Here is an 18,959-nt window from a genome sequence, read left to right as displayed (position 1 = left end):
GTCTGTTGCGGACCATCGCGCGAAGTCTGCTGGCGGGATCCGTCCGCAGGTCCCGGGTTCTCGGACCGATCGCTAACCTCGGGCGTCTCCTCCCCGCCCCCTTGCGGATACTTGTTCGCCGAAATCTTGGGCGCTGATCGATTGTGTGCCATCCAGGAGACGTGAAGGTTATGAAGCGCATCTTGTCCGCCCTGCTGGGCCCCTTCAGGTTCGTCTATCGGCGGCCCATCACCTCGTTGATGCTGCTGGTCTTGCTATCAGCCGGCGTGGTCATGTGGGCGCCGAAGTTGGGGGTCGCAATTCTTCCCCCGCCTTATGCGCAGAAGGTGCAGGGCTACGCGGACGTTCTCGGCGCGAAGGCCGCACGGTTGAAGGTCGTTCTCGTCTCCAAATACGAGTCGTATTTCAATAAGCCGAAGGCGGAGGCCCACCACGAGGAGCACAAGATCGTGGTCACCAGCCCGCAGTCCAGGGACGTGACCGTCGTCGAGCGATACGTCTGCCAGATCCACTCGCGGCGACATATCGACATCTGCGCCCTGGATGGCGGCTACCTCCAGGAAGTGCTGGTGAAAGAGGGACAGGCCGTCAAGAAGGGCGATCTTATCTTCAAGATCCTGCCGGTCCTGTACCAGTCGAGGATGGAGGCCGAGCAGGCGGAGGCCCAGCTGGCGCAACTGGAGTACAACAACACGAAGATGTTGTCCCAGTCCAAGGTCGTCTCGCAGAACGAGGTGCTTCTGCTTCAGGCGAAGCTGGCGAAGGCCAAGGCGAAGATGGATCTCGCGAAGGCCGAGCTGAACTTCACGGACATCCGGGCGCCGTTCGACGGCATCGTCGACCGTCTGCACGAGCAGCTGGGCAGCCTGATCAAGGAGGGCGACGTCCTGACGACCCTGTCCGACAACAGCACGATGTGGGTCTATTTCAACGTGCCCGAGGCCCAGTACCTGGAGTACACGATCGGCCTGGAGGAGCATAAGGAAGAACCGAAGATCGAGCTCATGCTGGCGGGCGATCGGAAGTTCGACCAGCTCGGCAAGATCGGCGCGATCGAGGCGATGTTCAACAACGAAACCGGCAACATCTCGTTCCGAGCGGATTTTCCGAACCCGAAGCGTCTGTTGCGCCACGGCCAGACGGGCACGGTGCTGCTCAGCAAGATCTCGAAGGACGCGGTCGTCATCCCCCAGCGAGCCACGTTCGAGATCCTCGCCAAGCGCTTCGTGTACGTCGTCGGCGAGGACGGCAAGGCGCGTCAGCGCGAGATCACGATCAAGGATGAGATGGACGACATCTTCGTCGTCGACAATGGCGTGAAGGTCGATGAGAAGATCATCCTGGAGGGGGTCCGACAGGTGCACGAGGGGGAGGTCGTGGAGTATGAATTCAGCCCTCCGGAGATGGTGATGGCGAACCTGAAGAACAGGGCGGAATAACCGCCCTCTCGTTCAGTTCACAGCGGGGTGGAGCCAGGATCGACGCCCGGAGCGTCCTCACAACCGACCCAACGAGACCCATGTTCGCGAACATCCTCCATCGACCTGCGTTGGCGATCGTCATATCGATCATCATCCTCTTTCTGGGGGGGCTGTCCATCAAGACGCTCCCCATCTCGCAATTCCCTTCGGTCGCGCCTCCGAGCGTGGTGGTCACGGTCTCCTATCCCGGGGCCAGCGCCAAGGTGCTGGTCGACTCCGTGCTGATCATCCTGGAGCAGGCGATCAACGGCGTCGCGGATATGCGCTACATGGCTTCCGCCGCCACCAGCGCGGGCGAGGCCACGATCATGATCATCTTCGAGCCGGGCACGGACCCGAACGTGGCGGTCCTGAACGTCCAGAACCGGATCCAGACGGTGAAGAACCGCCTGCCACCGCTGGTGGAACGCGAGGGGATCGTCGTCATGCAGGCCATGACGAGCATGTTGATGTATGTGAATATTTACAGTACGGACGAGAGCCACGACCAGAATTTCCTCTACAACTACGCCTTCGTCAACCTCGTGCCCGAGATCAAGCGGGTGCGGGGCGTCGGCAGCGCGACGATCCTCGGCAATCGGCAGTACGCCATGCGGGTCTGGCTGAACCTCGACCGCATGCGGGCCTATAACATCTCGTCCGAGGACGTCATGAAGGCCGTGGGCGAGCAGAGCATGATCGGCTCGCCCGGTCGGCTCGGCCAGGCGACCGGGATCAAGTCGCAGACGGTCGAATACGTCCTCACGTGGGTGGGCCGCTACAACGAGCCGAAGCAATACGAGGACATCATCCTGAGGGCCAATCCGGACGGCGAGATCCTGCGGCTCAAGGACGTGGCCAGGGTCGACCTCAGCTCCTCCTATTACGACATCTATTCGGACATCGACGGCCATCCCTCGGCGGCCATCGTGCTCAAGCAGCTCCCGGGGACCAACGCGGCCGTCGTCATCGAGGAGGTCAAGGAGAAGCTGAAGGAGATCAAGGAGGCTTCCTTCCCGCCGGGGATGACGTTCGAGGTCAGCTATGACGTCTCCAGCTTCCTGGAGGCCTCCATCGAGCAGGTGCTCCACACCCTGTTCGAGGCCTTCGTGCTGGTCTCCCTCGTGGTGTTCCTGTTCCTCGGCGACTTCCGCTCCACCCTGATCCCGACGTTGGCGGTGCCGGTGTCGCTGATCGGGACGTTCTTCTTCCTGCAGCTGTTCGGCCTGTCGATCAACCTGATCACGCTCTTCGCGCTGGTGCTGGCGATCGGCGTCGTGGTCGACGACGCCATCGTGGTGGTCGAGGCCGTGCACGCCAAGATGCACGAGAAACATTTATCGCCGTATCGAGCGACCCAGGAGGTCATCCAGGAGATCAGCGGCGCGATCATCGCCATCACCTTGGTGATGACGGCGGTGTTCGTCCCCGTGACGTTCATGACGGGGCCGGTCGGCACCTTCTACCGCCAGTTCGGCATCACGATGGCCACGTCCATCGTCCTCTCCGGCGTGGTGGCGTTGACCCTCACGCCGGTCCTCTGCGCGATGATCCTCAAGCCCCACACGGGCCAGAGGAAGCGAGGGCCGCTGGCGATGCTCCTGCACGTCTTCGACCGCGGCGTCGAGAAGGTGACCGGCGGATACGTCGCGTTCCTGCGGCCGGTCGTCACGCAACGCATGTTCACATCTCTGGTCGTCGCCGGATTCGGCGCCGGCATCTTTCTGGTGAACACCCACCTCCCGGCGGGGTTCATCCCGCTCGAGGACCAGGGGATGATCTACGGGATCATCCAGACCCCGCCCGGCTCGACGCTGGAGTACACCAACGCCAAGTCCCACGAGCTGCAGGAGGTCGCCAAGAGCATCGAGGGGATCAGCTCGGTCTCCTCGCTCGCCGGGTACGAGGTGCTGACCGAGGGGCGCGGCTCGAACGCGGGCACGTGCCTCATCAATCTCAAGAGCTGGTCCGAGCGGAAGATGACCTCGAAGCAGATCATCGAGGAGCTCGAACGCAAAGGGAGCGAGATCTCCAACGTCAAGCTCGAGTTCTTCGAGCCCCCCGCGGTCCCGGGCTTCGGCGCCGCCGGCGGGTTCTCGACGCGCGTCCTCGACAAGACGAACTCGATGAACTACGAGGAACTCGGGAAGGTGACCGACAAGTTCATGGCCGCCCTCGCGAAGCGCAAGGAGGTGAAAGGGTTGTTCACCTTTTTCGCAAGCAACTATCCGCAATATGAGATCGTCGTCGACAACGACAAGGCCATGCAGAAGGGGGTGTCGATCGCGAAGGCGATGGACAACTTGTCGATCGTCGTGGGGAGCACCTGGGAGCAGGGGTTCATCCGGTTCGGCCAGTTCTACAAGGTGTTCGTCCAGGCCCTGCCGGAGTTCCGGCGATATCCGGAAGACTTCCAGAACATGTTCGTCAAGAACGACAAGGGTGACATGGTCCCCTACTCCGCGTTCATGACGCTGAGGAAGCAGCAGGGCTTGAACGAGATCAACCGCTACAACCTGTATCCATCCGCCGCCATCCAGGGGGCCCCGGCCGCCGGATACAGCAGCGGCGAGGCGATCGCGGCCATCGAGGAGGTCGCGGCCGAGACGTTGCCTCGCGGCTACGGGCTCGGGTGGGAAGCCCTCTCCTACGACGAGGCGCGCAAGGGGAACCTGGCCGTCTTCATCTTCCTGATCGTGGTGATCTTCGTCTACCTCGTGCTCGTCGGCCAGTATGAGAGCTTCATCCTGCCGCTGGCGGTGATCCTGTCGCTGCCGATCGGGATCTTCGGCTCCTTCCTGTTCCTCCAGGCCATGGGGCTGTCCAACGACGTCTACGCCCAGATCGGCCTCGTCATGCTGGTCGGCCTTCTGGGGAAGAACGCGATCCTCATCGTCGAGTTCGCGGTGCAACGGCATCGCGAGGGGCTGAGCATCCAGGATGCGGCGATCGAGGCCGGGAAGCTTCGATTCCGGCCGATCCTGATGACCTCTTTCGCCTTCATCGCCGGCCTGATCCCGCTGGTCCGCGCCAGCGGCCCGGGTGCGATCGGGAACCGCACGATCGGCACCACCGCCGTCGGGGGGATGCTTTTGGGCACGGTGATCGGCGTCCTGTTCATCCCCGGGCTCTACTACCTGTTCGGCAAGATGGCCGACGGGGGGAAGCTCCTGCAGGATGAGTCGGACGAGCCCCTCAGCGAGACGATCCAGCATGGATGAGACGGTCATACGCCCTCGGACCCGTGCGGCGCGTCTCGGCGCGCCGACGCCCCGCCCCGCACGGACGTCGGACTGCCGGCGGCCGGTCGGGGACCGTGGTCGACGAACGCGAATCGAACGTCGCCAGGTTCGCGGACGCCGAGCACGGCCCGAGAATCCGGACGGGCGTCGCCGACGGCGCGCGGGACAGGTAGGTGCGTCCTGGGCGGCGGAAAGGCGATGGCGGGGGCCGTCGGGCGTGAGACGGCCCCCCGGAGGGGCGAGCGGAGTTTTCGGCGTCCTCCCGATCGCCGAGGGCTCTCGGGCCCGCTCAAGGCGCGTCCGCCCGATCCGTCTCGTCTCGGATCCGCCTTGACGGCTGGGTGAAGGTCCTTTAAAGGAGAGCGGCATCTCGTCCGCTGGTCGTCGGAGGGGCGGTTCTCGCCCCGACCCGAGCCTCGATCCTGTCCCGGCCCGCTCTCCATCGCTGATCACTCGAATCCCGATCGGAGACCTCCGTTCGGGGAGTCTCCGCACGCGTGACGGTTGCAAGATTAATTGATATGAAGTTTGGACTCGCCAGGATGGCGAGGACGTTGAACCTCCGCGGCAGGTCGCGAATCCGCCTGCGTGGTCGGGAACTCAAGGATGAAGTCGATGAGCTATCTGGCCTCTCTCTGGGACGCGAAGCTCAAGCAGCGTGGGGTCGCCGTCGCGATCGCATGCGGCCTTCTGCTGGTGCTCCCTTCCTGCGGGATCCCCTCCCTTCGGAATCCCAAGCCCGGGCCGGGCGCCCTGGCGAGCTACGATCTCCGCAAGGCGGATCCGGGATCCGACCTGCCGCCGGTCTTCGAGGCGGCGGACAGCTCGGAGAATTCGGCCGCGCTTCGGGTCGAGGAGTTCTTCTCGGATGCGAAGCTCGTGGACCTCATGCGCCAGTCGGTGGGCGGCAACCAGGAGTTGAGGATCCTCACCGAGAACGTCCAGATCGCCAGCAACGAGATCATCTCGCGCAAGGGAGCGTACCTCCCCTCCCTCAGCCCCGGCGGCGGGATCGGGATCGATAAGACCAGCCTGTTCACGCTCGACGGCGTCACCATCCGCGACGATCCCTTCGCCGTCGGCAGGTTCCTCCCCGACCCGATCCCCAACTTCATCCTGGCCCCCTTGTTCTTCTGGACGCCGGACATCTGGTGGCAGTTGCACAACGCCAGGGACGCGGCGGTGATGCGCTATTACGCCGCCGCCGAGAATCGCAACTTCTTCGTGACCCGCCTCATCGCGGACGTCGCCAACAACTACTACCTGCTCATGGCCCTCGACCAGCGCATCGAGATCCTGGACCAGACGATCGAGATCATGGAGCAGAGCCTGGAAATGGCCAAGACCGTGAAGGAAGGCGCCCGGGGCACCGAACTCCCCGTGCAACGATTCCTGGCCGAGGTCCGCCGGAACCAGAGCGAGAAGCAGATCGTCCGCCAGGACATCGTCGAGGCCGAGAACCGCATCAACTATTTCCTGGGGCGCAACCCGCAGCGCGTCGAGCGCATGACCGGGGACTTCATCGACCTGGAATTGCATGCGCTGAGCGTCGGCGTCCCCGCGGAACTGCTCCGGAACCGGCCCGACATCCGGCAGGCCGAACGGGAGCTGACGGCCGCCGGGCTCGACGTGAAGGTCGCCCGCAAGCGCTTCTATCCCCAGGGCTTCATCAACGCGACGGTCGGATACCAGGCGTTCAACCCGGGATACCTGTTCATAACGCCGGAGAGTTTGATCGCGGGGGCCGCCGGCAACCTCCTGGTGCCGTTCATCAACAGGAAGGCGATCAAGGCCGACTACCTGACCGCGGACGCTCGCCAGCTGCAGGCCGTCTACACCTATCAGCGCGTCGTCCTGAACGCCTTCGTCGAGCTGGTGAACCGGCTCGCCAAGGTGGAGAATTATCGCAGCAGCATCGCGATCAAGAGGCAGCAGCTGGCGGCCCTCGAAGAATCGGTCCGGGTCGCGATGCAACTCTTCCAGTTCGCCCGAGCGGACTACGTGGACGTCCTCTTCGCCCAGCGGGACCTCCGGGATGCGCGGACGGTCCTCGTCGAGACCAAGCAGCAGGAACTGGCCGCCGTCATCGAGACCTATCAGGCCCTCGGCGGCGGAAACTACCTGTTCCCGATCCCCGTCCCCCGGCCGATGCAACCGTTCTGGGAGAGGTTCCGCACGCACAAGACGCCGGCCCTGCAAGTGCCGCCGGTGCCGATCGGAGAGCCCCCCACGCCGAGCGCGCCGCTGCCGCCCATGAGCCCGGCCGCCGAACCGTTCACGAACCCGCTTGGGCAGCCGCCGGGCGACCAGATCCCGGCCCCGCCGCCCGCGACGCCGATGGACGGGGATCTTCCGGCGCCGCTGGGCGGCATGGAGGAGAAGCCGCCCGCGTCGTCGCCGACCGACCGGATCACGATACCACCCCCGTCGCCGCCGTCGACCGACCGGATCTCGATACCACCCCCGTCGCCGCCGGCCGACGCCCTGCCGGATCCGCTCCCCGAGCGGAACTGAATTGAGCTGAGTCGAGCTGGAGCGGACGTGGGACCTGCGTCCACCGGATCCGAATACCGGTGACACGTCCACCGTCCCCCAGCGGGGTTCCCGGGCGATCCGATCGGCCGATCGACGCCCGATCCTTCACGCCGATCCGGATCGTGGCCGAACTTCCGGGAAGTCCGAGGATCCGCGAGAACATCGCGGGCCGGATTGCCTCCGGCTTCGACTTTGAGTAATATACGGGGACCTGAATTTCAAAATCCTGGTCATGGGATGGGACGGCTTCCTCCGACAGCGATGAAGCCGGCGACGAAGCGCGCCTAGATCAATGAATCTCGGCTTGCGTGGATTTTCAACTCCGTGATTTCGTCCTTCGCTCGGGCTTGAGCGAATTCTTCCCGATGCTCTCCTTCGCGGCGGATCGCCGAGTCTCGCATTCAAGCTCCCTGAGGGAGTTTGGGCGGCTCGTCGAAGAGAGCGATGGCGGATCTCTTCGTGGTGATGGAGCCGACGAGGGGGAGACCAGGCGATGGTGGATCGACGGCCTTTTCAGACTGCGGTCGGTGCGGGCTGGTTTCGAGAGACCACTCGGAGATGACTCGTGGAACCGTATGCGAAAATGATTGGAGACGCGGGTGTGGCGACGGGATTGAAAGTCCTGATCGTCGATGACAACGTCGACGCCGCGAATATGTTCGCGATGCTCATCCAGTTCGAGGGCCATGACGTTAGGACGGCGTTCAATGGGACCGACGCGATCGAGTCGGTCCGCACCTTCATCCCCGACGCCGTCTTCCTGGACATCAGCCTTCCCGATATCAACGGCTATCGCGTCGCCGAGCAACTGCGCCAGATCCCCGAGCTCGGCCGGAGCATGCTCGTGGCGATGACCGGCTTCAGCAACGACGGCGACCTGGATCGGTCCCGGCAGGCCGGGTTCGACCACCACGTCGTCAAGCCGGCGGACTACGAACACGTGAAGCAACTGCTAGACCAGGCCGCCTGTCGGAAGTAAGCCGAGGCGCGGGGCTGGCCCGGGCAGAGGGCGTGAACGTGAGCCGTCGTGGACGCGTTCAGGCCGAGGCGGACCAGGCGTCGCGGGCCAGTTCCAGGGCCCCGTGGACGACGACCTCCTCGCCGAGCGCGGCGGGGACGATGTCGAACGAACCCCGGAACGGGCGGAAGACCTCGGCGTCGACGAGTTCGCGGATCGGCTGGAACCAGAGCTCCTCGCCGATCAGGGAGACGCCGCCGCCGAGGATGATCCGCGCCGGCGCGATCAGGGCGACGGCCTGGGCGAGCGCGAACGCCAGCGCTCGGCGAGCCCGATCAAGCACCTCGAGGCTTCGGGGATCGCCGAGCCCGGCCGCTCGCGCGATCTGCACGGCGGTGATCCGTTCCGGACGACCCTCTTCGTCGAGCACGGTCCAGCTCTCGCCGCGATCGCGGCAACCCTCGGCCGCGCGCCGGGCGAGTCGGCCGATCCCCCACCCCGACGCGACGGTCTCCAGCTCGGGGAAGTCGTCGGGCGACGTCGGATCGGGCGAGGGGACGCGCAGGTGGCCGATCTCGACGGCGCCACGTCCCGCCCCCCGGTAGATCCGGCCGTCGACGATCAGCGCGCCGCCGATCCCGCTGCCGATCGTCAGGTAGAGCAAGGGGGACTTTCCCACCCCCGCCCCCAGGCGTGATTCGGCCAGCCCGGCGACGTCGGCGTCGTTGTGCACGGAGACGCACGGGACGTTCAGGCTCTCGCGGACCCAGTCGCCCAGGGGGAAGTCGGTCCAACCCTCGACCTGGAATGAGGTTTCGGTCCGGGCGCTCTCGGCGTCGACGGGGCCGCCGAAGCCGACGCCCGCCGCGCGGACTTCGCCCGCAGTGAGGCCGAGTTCGTCGATCGCCAGGGCGAAGGCTCGGCGGATGCCCTCGCGGATGCCCTCGGCGCCTCGACTCGGGTCGATGGCGGACCGTTTCAGGATTTCGATCGTCCCGGCGCGACGAGTCAGGCCGAGCTGGAGCTTGGTCCCGCCGATCTCGATGCCCAGGAGCCATTCCGCGTCATCGGTCATGGCTCAAAGCTGCGCCTGGGCGCCGTTGCGAGCGACCGGCTGATGTTTGGCCGTGAAGCGGCGGTGGAGGTCGTCGATCAGCCAGTGGAAGACGACCTGGTGGAGGGATTCGACGATCCCCATGTCGTCGATGGCGACGTGCAGGTTGTGCTTGTTGATCGCTTGCAGCCGTCCGCCCGAGAAGCCGGTGAACCCGACCGTCTCCATCCCCTGGGCGTTCCCCCATTCGACGGCCTTGACGATGTTCGGGCTGTTCCCCGATCCGGAGATGGCGATCAGGACGTCGCCGGGGGAGGCCAGGTTCTTGAGCTGTTCGAGGAAGATTCGCTCATAGCCCTCGTCGTTGGCCCAGGCCATGATGCCGGCGGTGTTGTCGGTGAGGCTCAGGACCTTGAGCCGCTTCTGGGATTCGAAATCGCAGAGGGTGCATTTGGCCAGGTCTTCGCAGAGGTGCGAGGCGTTGGCGCCCGAGCCGCCGTTGCCGATGATGAAGACGAACCGGTTCGCGTCGTAGGCCCGTTCGATCACCTCGCTGACGTTCTCGACCGCGTGGAGGTCCAGCCGCGCGATCTCGTCGCGTACCCGTGCGAGGTAATCTCCCGCCGACAGCGTCTGTCCCAGCATCAGCGCCACTCCCTCCCGCGCCGGGCGAGCCGGTCGGCCCCGCCCCGTCAACCGATCCCTCTCCGCGCCGGGATCATAGCAGTCGGTTCCGCAACGTGTAAAGTAGAGACCTGCGGGGGCGGGGAGTCCATGGAGCCCGGAGCAGGATCGACGCGGAACATGATGGTCTTGTCATTCCTGTCCTCGAACGTCCTCGTCCTTCTCGGCGCGTGGTGGTGCGCCACCCGCGTGTTGCGCCAGCCGCACGGCCCGGCGCGAATCCTGGCCGTGGGGGTGCTCGCCTGGACCTGGGTCACGGTCGGTGTGCAACTCCTGGGGACGCTGGGATTTCTGAACGTCCCCAGCTTGCTGGGCTGGTCGCTGGCGGCGGCCGTCCTGGGGCTGGCGTGCGCCCGGACGTGGCCGGGCCGGGGCGTGGACGCCGATCACGGGCCCCCAGCCGAGCCGGAGCCGATCGGCTGGGAGGGGTGGCTGGCGGTCGGCCTGGCGATCTGGGGGGCTCTCGTCCTGGGGACGTCGTCGCTGCTCATGCCGGTGAAGGTCGTCAGCGACGGCCCGATCTATCACCTGTACTTCGCGGCGAGGTGGTGGCAGGCGGGGCGGTTGTTCCTCGTGGCCTCGCCCTTCGGGGAGAGCGCGGCGACCTACTTCCCGGCCAACGGCGATCTCTGGTTCGCCTGGCTGATGGCGACCTGGGGGGGCGATCGCCTGGCCCGGGTCGGTCAGGCCCCTTTCCTGGGACTGGCGTGCATCGCGGCCTTCGGCTGCGCCCGAGAACTGGGGGCGGGGCGGACGGCGTCGCTGGTGGCGACTTCGCTGTTCGCGACCGTCGGCCCGCTCGTCCTCTTCACGTTCGAGGCCAACGTCGACACGATCTTCGTCGCCGGATACCTCACCGCCGCCTACTTCTTCCTTAGATTCGCCGAGGGACGCGACGGCTGGCCCGCGCTTCTGCTGGGGGGGCTCGCGGCGGGCGAGGCGCTGGGGACGAAATCGGTCGGCAATCTCTTCGTCCCCCCCCTGCTCCTCGCCGGTTGCTGGGCCGTCGCGCGGCGGACGCGGGCCGTCCGGCCGACGCTCGCGGGGCTGGCGACGATCCTGACGGGCGTGGCGACGACCTCGGGGTTCTGGTACGCGCGAAACGCCCTCCTGACCGGGAACCCGCTCTATCCCCTGACGGTCAAGCTCGGGGGGGCGACGTGGCTTTCGGGCTGGTACGGCTCCGAGGCTATGCGGGGGAGCATCTATTACATCCCGGTTTCGAACTGGCGGGCGCTGGTCGATACCCTGGTCGGCGTACTCGACGCTCGCACCGTACCTCTATGGGTGGCGGCGGTTCTGGGCGTTTGGGCGGTCGGGCGCGGACGGCGTCGGGGAGACGGCTGGGTCTGGATCTTCAGCCTGGGAGTCGTCCTGAACGTGGCCCTCTACTGGTTGTTCATCCCCTACCGCACGCAGCAGCGATTCATGCTCCAGGGGGTCGGCCTGGCGGTGGTCCCGCTCGCGAGTCTGCTCGACCGGAGCCGATGGCTCCGGATCGCGGCAACTTTGATGCTGGCGCTGCACGTCGCCACCCCCCAGTCCTGGCCGTTCGGCCCGCGCGACGCCGACGTCCCCTGGGACCTCACACCCCAGATCCCCAACGCCATCCCCCCGATCCTTCCGCTGGCATCTGAGTTGCTTCGCCTGGCCTCGCCGCGCTCAGGCTTCGAGTTTCTCTCGGCGCTCGACGTGCCGGTGCTGGCGGTGGTGGCCGGGCTGATCGTCTGGGCCGGGGCTCGGCTGCGGCGAGGGCGTCCCGACGCCGCGACCTGGATGGCCGGGCTCGCCGCGATCGGCCTGTCGGCTGTCGTGGGTTGGTCCCAGATCGTCCCCTTCGCCGGCGATCGGCGCCTCCTGGCCTTTCCCGCCTTCCCGGACTTCTATCGGGGATGGATCGAACTGGACGCCCGCTCCGGGCCGACCGGCTCGCGGATCGCCTACGCGGGAACGAACATTCCCTATTACCTGATGGGATCGGGACTCCGGAACAACGTCCGGTACGTGAACGTCGAAGGGCCGCCCCACTGGCTGATGCACGACTTCCACCGCCGGGCTCGCGCCGAGGGACGAGGCGAATGGCCCAACGCCCGGCCCGGCTGGGATCGTGAACGCCCCGATTACGACGCCTGGCTCGCCAACCTCCGGGCTGAAGCGATTCAGCTCCTGGTCGTGACCCGGGTCAATCCCGGCGAAGGGGCGCACAACGTCGCCGACGCCGAAGGCTTCCCGGTCGAACGCCAATGGGCCGACTCCCATCCCGAGACCTTCGAGCCTCTTTACGGAGTTCGCGAAGGCGACCCCTGGTTCCGGCTGTATCGCGTTCGGGGTGGGATCGAACCGTCCGCGCCCGCCGACTCGAATCGAAGGGCCGATCGGTCCGTGACCCCTGGAGGAAGTTCCTGATGAAGCCTCGACTCAGCGTCGTCACGCTCGCTGTGGACGACCTGGAGAGGTCGCTCCGGTTCTACCGAGACGGCCTCGGACTGGCGACCGACGGGATCGTCGGTGAGGAATTCGAGCATGGCGCCGTGGCCTTTTTCGACCTCCAGCCGGGCTTGAAGTTGGCGATCTGGCCGCGCGCCAGCCTCGCCCACGATTCGGAGCTCCCGCTGCGCGACCCGAGCCCCACGGAGTTCACGCTCGGGCACAACGTGGCCTCGCGGGACGAGGTCGACGTCGTCATGCGGCAGGCGGCCGACGCGGGGGCCTTGATCGTGAAGGCGGCCCGGGCCGCCTTCTGGGGAGGCTATGCGGGTTACTTCCAGGACCCCGACGGGCACCTCTGGGAGATCGTCTGGAACCCCCACCTCATCCCCCAGGATTGAGGCCGTGACTTGAGGATCGCAATCCAACTCGGGCGGCCGACACCGGCCGCACGACCTCGCTCCTCCCGCGCGCGGTGGTTTTCGGTCGACCTGCGTCGACCCGGGGCCACACGGCCGACGCCGCGTCCGTTTTCTAAATTAAGCGATAACCTAGGTCACCAAAATTGCGTGCATGAGTAGATTAAATGCAACAGTGCCGAGACCCGTTTCGGGCCGGCCTTGAGATCGACGACGGAGGATCGAGTGGGATGTTCGCGCTCATCTGCTGCTATGGGATCTTTCTGACCATGACCTTCGCGGTGCTTCGGGCCGCGGGCCGGAGCGATGAACGACTGGAAGCCATGTACCTGGCCGCGACTGGCGCGATGCGGACCAGCCGCGCCCGGCCCCCTCGCGTCCTGGCCGGAAGCGACGAACTCGACGCCCGAGGGAACTCGTCGCGTCGCCCGGCCTGATCCGGTTTCAGGTCGAAGCCCGGAACCACCGAGGACTTGCATCGCCTGGCCGCCGGGAATCGAAAAAATTCCGCACGGATTCGCGGGCCGCCCCCCACACATATCAGCAGGGACGAAATCCATCGCGAAGCCGGCCGGGCGATCTCGGCGGGCCGATCGCGGGGATCCCGGGGGGAAGGGTGCGATGCGACTGACCTTGAGAACGCTGCTGGCCTGGCTCGACGACACGTTGCCGCCGGTGCAGGTGCGGGAGATCGGCAAGCAGGTGGGCAGCAGCCCGCTGGCGCAGGAGTTGGTGCAGCGCATCCATCGGGTGACCCGTCAACGACGGCTCACGGTGCCGGGGAAGAAGGGCGCGGACGCCACCGACCCGAACCTCGTGGCGAGCTATCTGGACAACGACCTGAACGCCGAGCAGGTGGCCGAATACGAGAAGAAGTGCCTGACCTCGGACGTCAACCTCGCGGAGGCGGCGAGCGTCCACCAGATCCTGAGCCTGCTCGGGCAACGGGTGCAGGTCCCGCCCGAAGCCAAGGCCCGCATGTACCTGCTGGTCAAGGGTCGGGAGGCGCGCGCCGGGACGGTCGACGAGGAGGCTCCGGCCGTCGACCCTCGCACCCAGCCGATCACCCCCTGGGTCGTCCAGGCCCGACCGAGCCGGCACTGGCTCGAACGGTTCGGTCCGCTCGCGGCCTGCCTGGCCCTCATCGCCCTCCTCTCCTGGTCGGCCTACGAAAGCCTGAAGCCGGACGGCTCGGCCGCGCCGGCCATCGCGAGGGACGTGCCGGGGCGAGCCGACGCAGCGATCGGCCCCATGACGCCCCCCGCCCCGGCGGTCGAAGCCCCCGCCGTGGCCGTGGTGGAACCCGACGTCGCGAAGGGGCCGACGCCCGAGGCCGACGACCACGCGGAAGGGCTCCCCGAGGTAGCTGAGGCCAATGCCGAGCCCAAATCCGAGCCGAAAGCCGAGGCCGTACCCAAGCCCGCCCCGGCGGCCGTCCAGGTGCCGGCCGGCGCCGCGGCCGTGGTGGACCATATCGACGGCATGCTCCTTCGATACGACGGCGACCTGCGCGAATGGGTTCGGAGCCGTGAGGGCGAAGCCGTGGACGCGGGCGACCGCGTGATGGCCGCCCCGCCGTTCGCCGGACGGCTGGCGACTTCCCAGGGAGCCGTCAACCTGCTGGAAGACTCCGAGGTGCGGTTCCTCCCCGCGGCGACCGACGGCGGTCCGTCGGTGGAACTGGTCCGGGGCCGAATCCTGGCCGAGCCGACGAGCGCCGCCGGCCCGCTGCACGTCTCGTTCCAGGGACGGATCGTCGACCTGGACCGCCCGGCCGACCTTGCCCTCGGCTTCGACTCCGACGGCCACTGGGCGTACGGCCGGGCGGCGACCGGCCAGCCCCCGTTGACGATCCACGTCGGACCCGGCGGGGAGGTCGCGATCAAGACCGTCAAGGCCACGGAGAAGGTGAAAGGGCCCGCGAGCGTCCGGGTCGACGCCGCTGGGGCGATCGAACGCCTGACCGACGCCCGAGCGCCCGAATGGATCACGGAGAAGCCGGCGTCGGCCGAGTTGACCGCCCTCCGGGAACATTGCCTCAAGGAGTTCTCGGAGGATCGTCCGGTGCTGGCGGACATCGTCTCGGCCACCGAGAACGACGACGCCGACGTCAAACGGATGGCCGTCGCCGCGCTCCGGGGCCTGGGCGACCTTTCGCTGCTGACCCCGATCCTCGACCGTCCCGGCGATCCGGCCGCCCGTCGGGCCGCAGTCGCCGCGATCCGCGAGGAGCTTTCGTCGGGCGAGGCGGCCTCGCGGCGGGCCTGGGACCAACTCCAGCTCGACTTCGGCGACTACGACCGCGACCGCCTCGGTAAGCTGCTGCTCGGCTTCGCGCCGGCGGACGCCGCGCGGCCCGAGACGCTCGCCTCTCTCGTCAAGGACCTTTCGCCCGACGAGGAGTCGCTGGCCGTCCGCGAACTGGCGATCGACAACCTCATTCGGCTGACCGGACGGGACGCCCCGGCCTACGACGCCGACCGGCCCGAACAAGGATACGCCGCCTGGCGTAAACTCCTTGACGACGGCGCGCTGAAGCCGGCGGCGGCCCCTGCCGCGAAGTAAGCCGAAACGGCGTCGGCCTTTCCCGACCGAGGGCGAGGCCGGCGCCGCGATTCCTGGAAAGGGGGCGGTCTGCGTGGTATATTCCAGTCGCGGCGACCCGCGCGGCGGGTCGCCCGCTCCCGTCCCCCTCGCCGGGCTCCTTGTTCAACGAGTGTTGATGCGTTGAGAGTTTCGCGATCGTCCGGCAACAACTTGGGCGCGCGCGTCGGTCGCCTCGTCGCGTGCTGGGCGGCGGTCGCGGCGGTCGTCGCGACGGCCCGCGGACAGGAGGCTCCCCCGACGGCCCCCCCGCCCGCGACGGCGGCGGCTCGGCCTCCCGCGGCGGCGACGCCGGCGGCCCCGATCTGGCCCGACGAGGTCGTCATCCTCCAGGGCGCGGCCGACGTCGAGGAATTCTGGAAGAAGCTCGGCGCTCCCGACTGGGTCATCTCACGCCCCGCGCCCGGAAGGCTGCGAGGGGCGGCTCCGGGGAACGCCGACGAGTCGATCGTCGACGCGGTCCGCGTCGAGGGGACCGTGGGCGGGGATCACGCCCGGATCGCGATCGGCGTCGACTGCTCGCTCATGACCGCCGGCCCGGCCTGGGTCCCGCTCAAGATCGACGCCCCGGTCGTCCTGGCCGCCCGCGAGGGGGACCGGGAGCTGGAGCTGCGTCGAGGCGCGGGGGGACGGTGGGAGGCCCGGCTGGAAGGCGCGCGGACGCACGCCTTGCGGATCGAAGCGACGGCTCCGGTGCGGATCAACGCCGAGCGTCGGACCTTGGAACTGGCGATCCCCGAGGCGCCCGCGACCTCGTTCGACCTGGTCCTGCCGCGACGGTCGTACGACGTGGACGCCGGGCCGGGGGAGGCCCTGCGGCCGACCCCCGTGGAGGGGGGCGAGGGCTTGCGGGTGGCCGCGCACGTCGCCCCGAGGTCGCCGCTCGTCGTGAGCTGGAGCGAGCCCGGCGAAGCGGGCGAGCGCGCCGCGCCGCTGCTCGCGGCCCAGGTCGAGATGGCCGTGGTCGTCGACGCCGAGGGGGTGGTCGTCCGCTCGTCCTGGGCGATCGCCTGCGCGCGGGGCGTGGCCCGCAGCCTCCAGATCCGGCTGGAAGACGACGAGGTCGTCTCGCGGATCCAGCTCAACGACCAGTTCCCGGCGTCGGGGATCGAGCGTTCCGGCGGCGGCAACCTGCTGACGATCCCGCTGGCCGAGCCGATGAGGTCGGGCGAGTCGCGAAAGCTGGTGCTGGAGACGCGGCGGCCGGCTTCGGGGACCCGGCTCCTGAACTTCTCGGGATACCCGCTGACCGACGCCGGCGAGCAGTCGGGCTTCCTGGGGGTGACCCACGGGCCGAACCTGTTCGTGAACGTGGCGAAGTCCCAGGGGTTGCGGCGGATCGACCCCCGCGACCTCCCCACCGCGCTGAAGGCTCGGCCGGGGACGACCCTGGCGTTGCAGTTCCTGGAGCAGCCGTTCGCCCTTGCGATCGGCGTCGAGGACGCGCCCCCGCTCTTCAGCACCGAGGCCGTCGCGGAACTCTCGCTCGATCCCGAGGTGGTGAGGAACGAGACGACCCTCGAGGTGCGTCGGGTGCGGGGGACGCTGTTCGAGGTCGAGGTCGCCGTGCCGGCGGACATGAAGGTCGTCTCGGTCGGCCCGCCGGATCTCGTCGAGGCGGCCACGCCCCCCCAGCCGGACGCGGCCGCCGCCGCGGCCGATCCGGCCGACGCCGAGCGGATCCTCAAGATCCGCCTGACGTCCCAGGCTCGCGACCGCCCGGCCTTCAGCCTGAAATTGTCGGGCCGTCAGCCGGCTCCGGGGCCGGGAGACGTGCGGCTGGGCCTGTTCGCGGCTCGCGGGGCGGTCTCCACGAACGCCGCGTTCGTCGTCCGGGCCGGTCGGGACGTCAGCCTGGAGCCTCGCGACGCCACGCTCGTCAAGGAGACCGCCGCCGAGCCGCCCCCGCCCCCCCCCGGCGCCGAGGCCGATCTCCGGCCTCCCGGCCTCCGGCTTCGCACCGGCCGCAACCCGGCCACGCTCGACCTTCGCCTGGAACGGCGCCCGCTGGCGGTGCGTCGCGAGACGCGGCTGACGGCGAGGGTCTCGCGGCGGACGGTGGAGGTTCGCCAGGAGACGACGCTGCGGGTGCGCCACGGCGCGCTGCCGTATCTGGACGTCGTCGTCCCGGTCGGGGTCTCGGCCCGCTGGGAGGCGTCCGACGAGAAGCAGCCGATCCGGACCGAGGACCTGGAGGACGCCCGATCCGGCGCGCGGCGGTCGCGGCTCCACTTCCAGCGGCCTGTGGTCGACGCCGCCGTCCTGACCTTCCAGTATCGCATCCCGCTGGGCCGCTCGCTCGACCCGGCGAGCCCGACGCCCCTGCGCATCCCCTGGATCGAGCCCGAGGAAGGGACGCCCGGCGGCTGCGTCGTCGAGCTTTCCACGGAGCCCGACGTGCAGGTCGCCGTGGACGACCCGGCCTGGGCCGAGATCGACGAGCCCTCGCCTCCCGGTCCCCGCACCGGCCGGGCGTACCGGCTCGATCGCGACGACCAGTCCGAGGGGCTGGCGGTCGCGGCCCGCCTGGTGGAGACGGTCGTCCTTCCCCCGACGGTGGCGTCGCGGGCGCTGATCCGGTCGACGCTCGAGCCCGAGGGCGACCTTCGCGTCCGCGCCTGGTATGCGGTCGATTCGCACCCGGCCTGGCTCTCGGTCGCGCTCCCCGAGGGCGCGCGCTGGCTGCGGGCGCGGGTGGACGGTCGGACTCTGGATCGGATCGACGTCGGCCCGGACGGGACGACCAGCCGGATCGACCTGCCTGCCGACTCGATCGCCCGGCCGCTGCTCCTCGACCTGGAATATCGGCTTCCAGCCGCCGGAGTCCGTCGCACCTGGCTCCCCCCCGCCCTGCTCGACGACGCCGAGGTGCTGCAAGCCTACTGGCTGGTGCAGGTCCCCTGGAGCCAGGCCGTGGCCGGGCAGCCTCGGGGCTGGGCCGATGAGAATGAATGGTACTGGGACGTCTACGCGTGGAAGCGTCGGCCGGTCGCGTCCTCGGCCGGATTGATCGCGTGGGCGGCGGGGCCCACGGCGCCCCCCGCGGCGGTCGACGACGCGCTCGACGTCGAGGCGATCTCGCATGGCTACCTGTTCAGTCGCGTGGGGCCGCCTTCGCCGATCAACCCCTGGGTCGTCTCGCGCGCCTGGACCGTCCTGGTCTGCTCGGGCCTGGCGTTGCTGGGGGCGGTGGGACTGTTCTTCGTCCCGATCACGACGCCGTGGCTCGTCGGGGCCGTGGTGGCCGTAGGGCTCCCGACCGCGATGTTCCTGCCCCCCGGGGTGCTCGCGCTCGTCGTGCAGTCGGCGGCCTTCGGGATCGCCTTCGGGGCGCTCGTTCATGTAGGCCGGCGCTGGACCTTGCGACGCGGCGCGACCGCGCCGCCGGCTCGGGGGACCTCGATGTCGAACGTCGTGGTGGGGGAGTCCTCGCAGCGATCGGCGCCGGGGGTCGGCTCGGACGATTCGACGGCGATCCGCGTTCGGACGTCCTCGACGATGGACTACATTTCGACGCCGTCGCCCCAGCCGGAGTCGGACGCCTCGCTCAGCCCGCGCCGCCTGAGGACGGAGTGA

The 18,959-nt window shown here is 68.2% G+C and carries 11 protein-coding genes; 9 read left to right on the top strand and 2 right to left on the bottom strand.

Annotated features, from left to right (window positions below; all coding sequences use genetic code 11):
- Nucleotides 1-170: 170 nt before the first annotated feature.
- The 4 genes from VT85_RS06860 to VT85_RS06845 all read left to right on the top strand — a co-directional run bounded on the left by VT85_RS06860 (nucleotide 171) and on the right by VT85_RS06845 (nucleotide 8,216).
- The gene (locus VT85_RS06860) at nucleotides 171-1,439 is read left to right on the top strand and encodes an efflux RND transporter periplasmic adaptor subunit (RefSeq protein WP_231871469.1); all 1,269 of its coding nucleotides are present in this window, start codon (nucleotides 171-173) and stop codon (nucleotides 1,437-1,439) included.
- 80 nt (nucleotides 1,440-1,519) lie between these two features.
- Entirely contained in the window at nucleotides 1,520-4,681 is a 3,162-nt protein-coding gene (locus tag VT85_RS06855; RefSeq protein WP_068412441.1) for an efflux RND transporter permease subunit, read from the top strand.
- 636 nt (nucleotides 4,682-5,317) lie between these two features.
- Nucleotides 5,318-7,216, top strand: a complete 1,899-nt coding sequence (locus tag VT85_RS06850; RefSeq protein ID WP_082858932.1) for a TolC family protein — start codon at nucleotides 5,318-5,320, stop codon at nucleotides 7,214-7,216.
- Nucleotides 7,217-7,838: 622 nt separating this feature from the next.
- Nucleotides 7,839-8,216: a response regulator gene (locus VT85_RS06845; RefSeq protein ID WP_068412438.1), complete on the top strand. Its 378-nt coding sequence runs from the start codon at nucleotides 7,839-7,841 to the stop codon at nucleotides 8,214-8,216.
- A 58-nt stretch (nucleotides 8,217-8,274) separates the two neighbouring features.
- On the opposite strand, the gene VT85_RS06840 is transcribed toward VT85_RS06845, so the two are convergent.
- Nucleotides 8,275-9,270, bottom strand: coding sequence for an ROK family protein (locus VT85_RS06840; protein WP_068412434.1), 996 nt, complete (start codon nucleotides 9,268-9,270; stop codon nucleotides 8,275-8,277).
- Between the two features lie 3 nt (nucleotides 9,271-9,273).
- Nucleotides 9,274-9,894, bottom strand: coding sequence for an SIS domain-containing protein (locus VT85_RS06835; protein ID WP_068412432.1), 621 nt, complete (start codon nucleotides 9,892-9,894; stop codon nucleotides 9,274-9,276).
- 159 nt (nucleotides 9,895-10,053) lie between these two features.
- Here VT85_RS06835 and VT85_RS06830 point away from each other — a divergent pair, with 159 nt between their 5' ends.
- From VT85_RS06830 to VT85_RS06810, 5 genes are all read left to right on the top strand, one after another.
- Nucleotides 10,054-12,339 (top strand): glycosyltransferase family 39 protein, encoded by a 2,286-nt coding sequence (locus VT85_RS06830; RefSeq protein WP_197491139.1) that lies wholly within the window; start codon nucleotides 10,054-10,056, stop codon nucleotides 12,337-12,339.
- The gene (locus VT85_RS06825; protein WP_068412429.1) at nucleotides 12,339-12,761 is read left to right on the top strand and encodes a VOC family protein; all 423 of its coding nucleotides are present in this window, start codon (nucleotides 12,339-12,341) and stop codon (nucleotides 12,759-12,761) included. The genes VT85_RS06830 and VT85_RS06825 overlap by 1 nt, the downstream gene beginning before the upstream one ends.
- A gap of 248 nt (nucleotides 12,762-13,009) precedes the next feature.
- The gene (locus VT85_RS06820) at nucleotides 13,010-13,216 is read left to right on the top strand and encodes a hypothetical protein (protein WP_068412427.1); all 207 of its coding nucleotides are present in this window, start codon (nucleotides 13,010-13,012) and stop codon (nucleotides 13,214-13,216) included.
- 184 nt (nucleotides 13,217-13,400) lie between these two features.
- Nucleotides 13,401-15,344: a hypothetical protein gene (locus VT85_RS06815; RefSeq protein ID WP_068412424.1), complete on the top strand. Its 1,944-nt coding sequence runs from the start codon at nucleotides 13,401-13,403 to the stop codon at nucleotides 15,342-15,344.
- Between the two features lie 162 nt (nucleotides 15,345-15,506).
- On the top strand, nucleotides 15,507-18,959 hold the full coding sequence (locus VT85_RS06810; RefSeq protein WP_156512716.1) for a hypothetical protein: 3,453 nt from the start codon (nucleotides 15,507-15,509) through the stop codon (nucleotides 18,957-18,959).

The organism is Planctomyces sp. SH-PL62 (genome assembly GCF_001610895.1).
GTDB lineage: Bacteria > Planctomycetota > Planctomycetia > Isosphaerales > Isosphaeraceae > Paludisphaera.
The sequence above is the reverse complement of the archived record's forward strand: the minus strand, read 5'-3'. Positions and strand labels throughout refer to the sequence as shown.

Bases quoted from the DNA above. Each gene is read 5' to 3' on its own strand.
- VT85_RS06860 (WP_231871469.1), top strand. From the start codon at position 171: ATGAAGCGCATCTTGTCCGCCCTGCTGGGCCCCTTCAGGTTCGTCTAT.
- VT85_RS06855 (WP_068412441.1), top strand. From the start codon at position 1,520: ATGTTCGCGAACATCCTCCATCGACCTGCGTTGGCGATCGTCATATCG.
- VT85_RS06850 (WP_082858932.1), top strand. From the start codon at position 5,318: ATGAGCTATCTGGCCTCTCTCTGGGACGCGAAGCTCAAGCAGCGTGGG.
- VT85_RS06840 (WP_068412434.1), bottom strand. From the start codon at position 9,270: ATGACCGATGACGCGGAATGGCTCCTGGGCATCGAGATCGGCGGGACC.
- VT85_RS06835 (WP_068412432.1), bottom strand. From the start codon at position 9,894: ATGCTGGGACAGACGCTGTCGGCGGGAGATTACCTCGCACGGGTACGC.
- VT85_RS06830 (WP_197491139.1), top strand. From the start codon at position 10,054: ATGATGGTCTTGTCATTCCTGTCCTCGAACGTCCTCGTCCTTCTCGGC.
- VT85_RS06825 (WP_068412429.1), top strand. From the start codon at position 12,339: ATGAAGCCTCGACTCAGCGTCGTCACGCTCGCTGTGGACGACCTGGAG.
- VT85_RS06820 (WP_068412427.1), top strand. From the start codon at position 13,010: ATGTTCGCGCTCATCTGCTGCTATGGGATCTTTCTGACCATGACCTTC.
- VT85_RS06815 (WP_068412424.1), top strand. From the start codon at position 13,401: ATGCGACTGACCTTGAGAACGCTGCTGGCCTGGCTCGACGACACGTTG.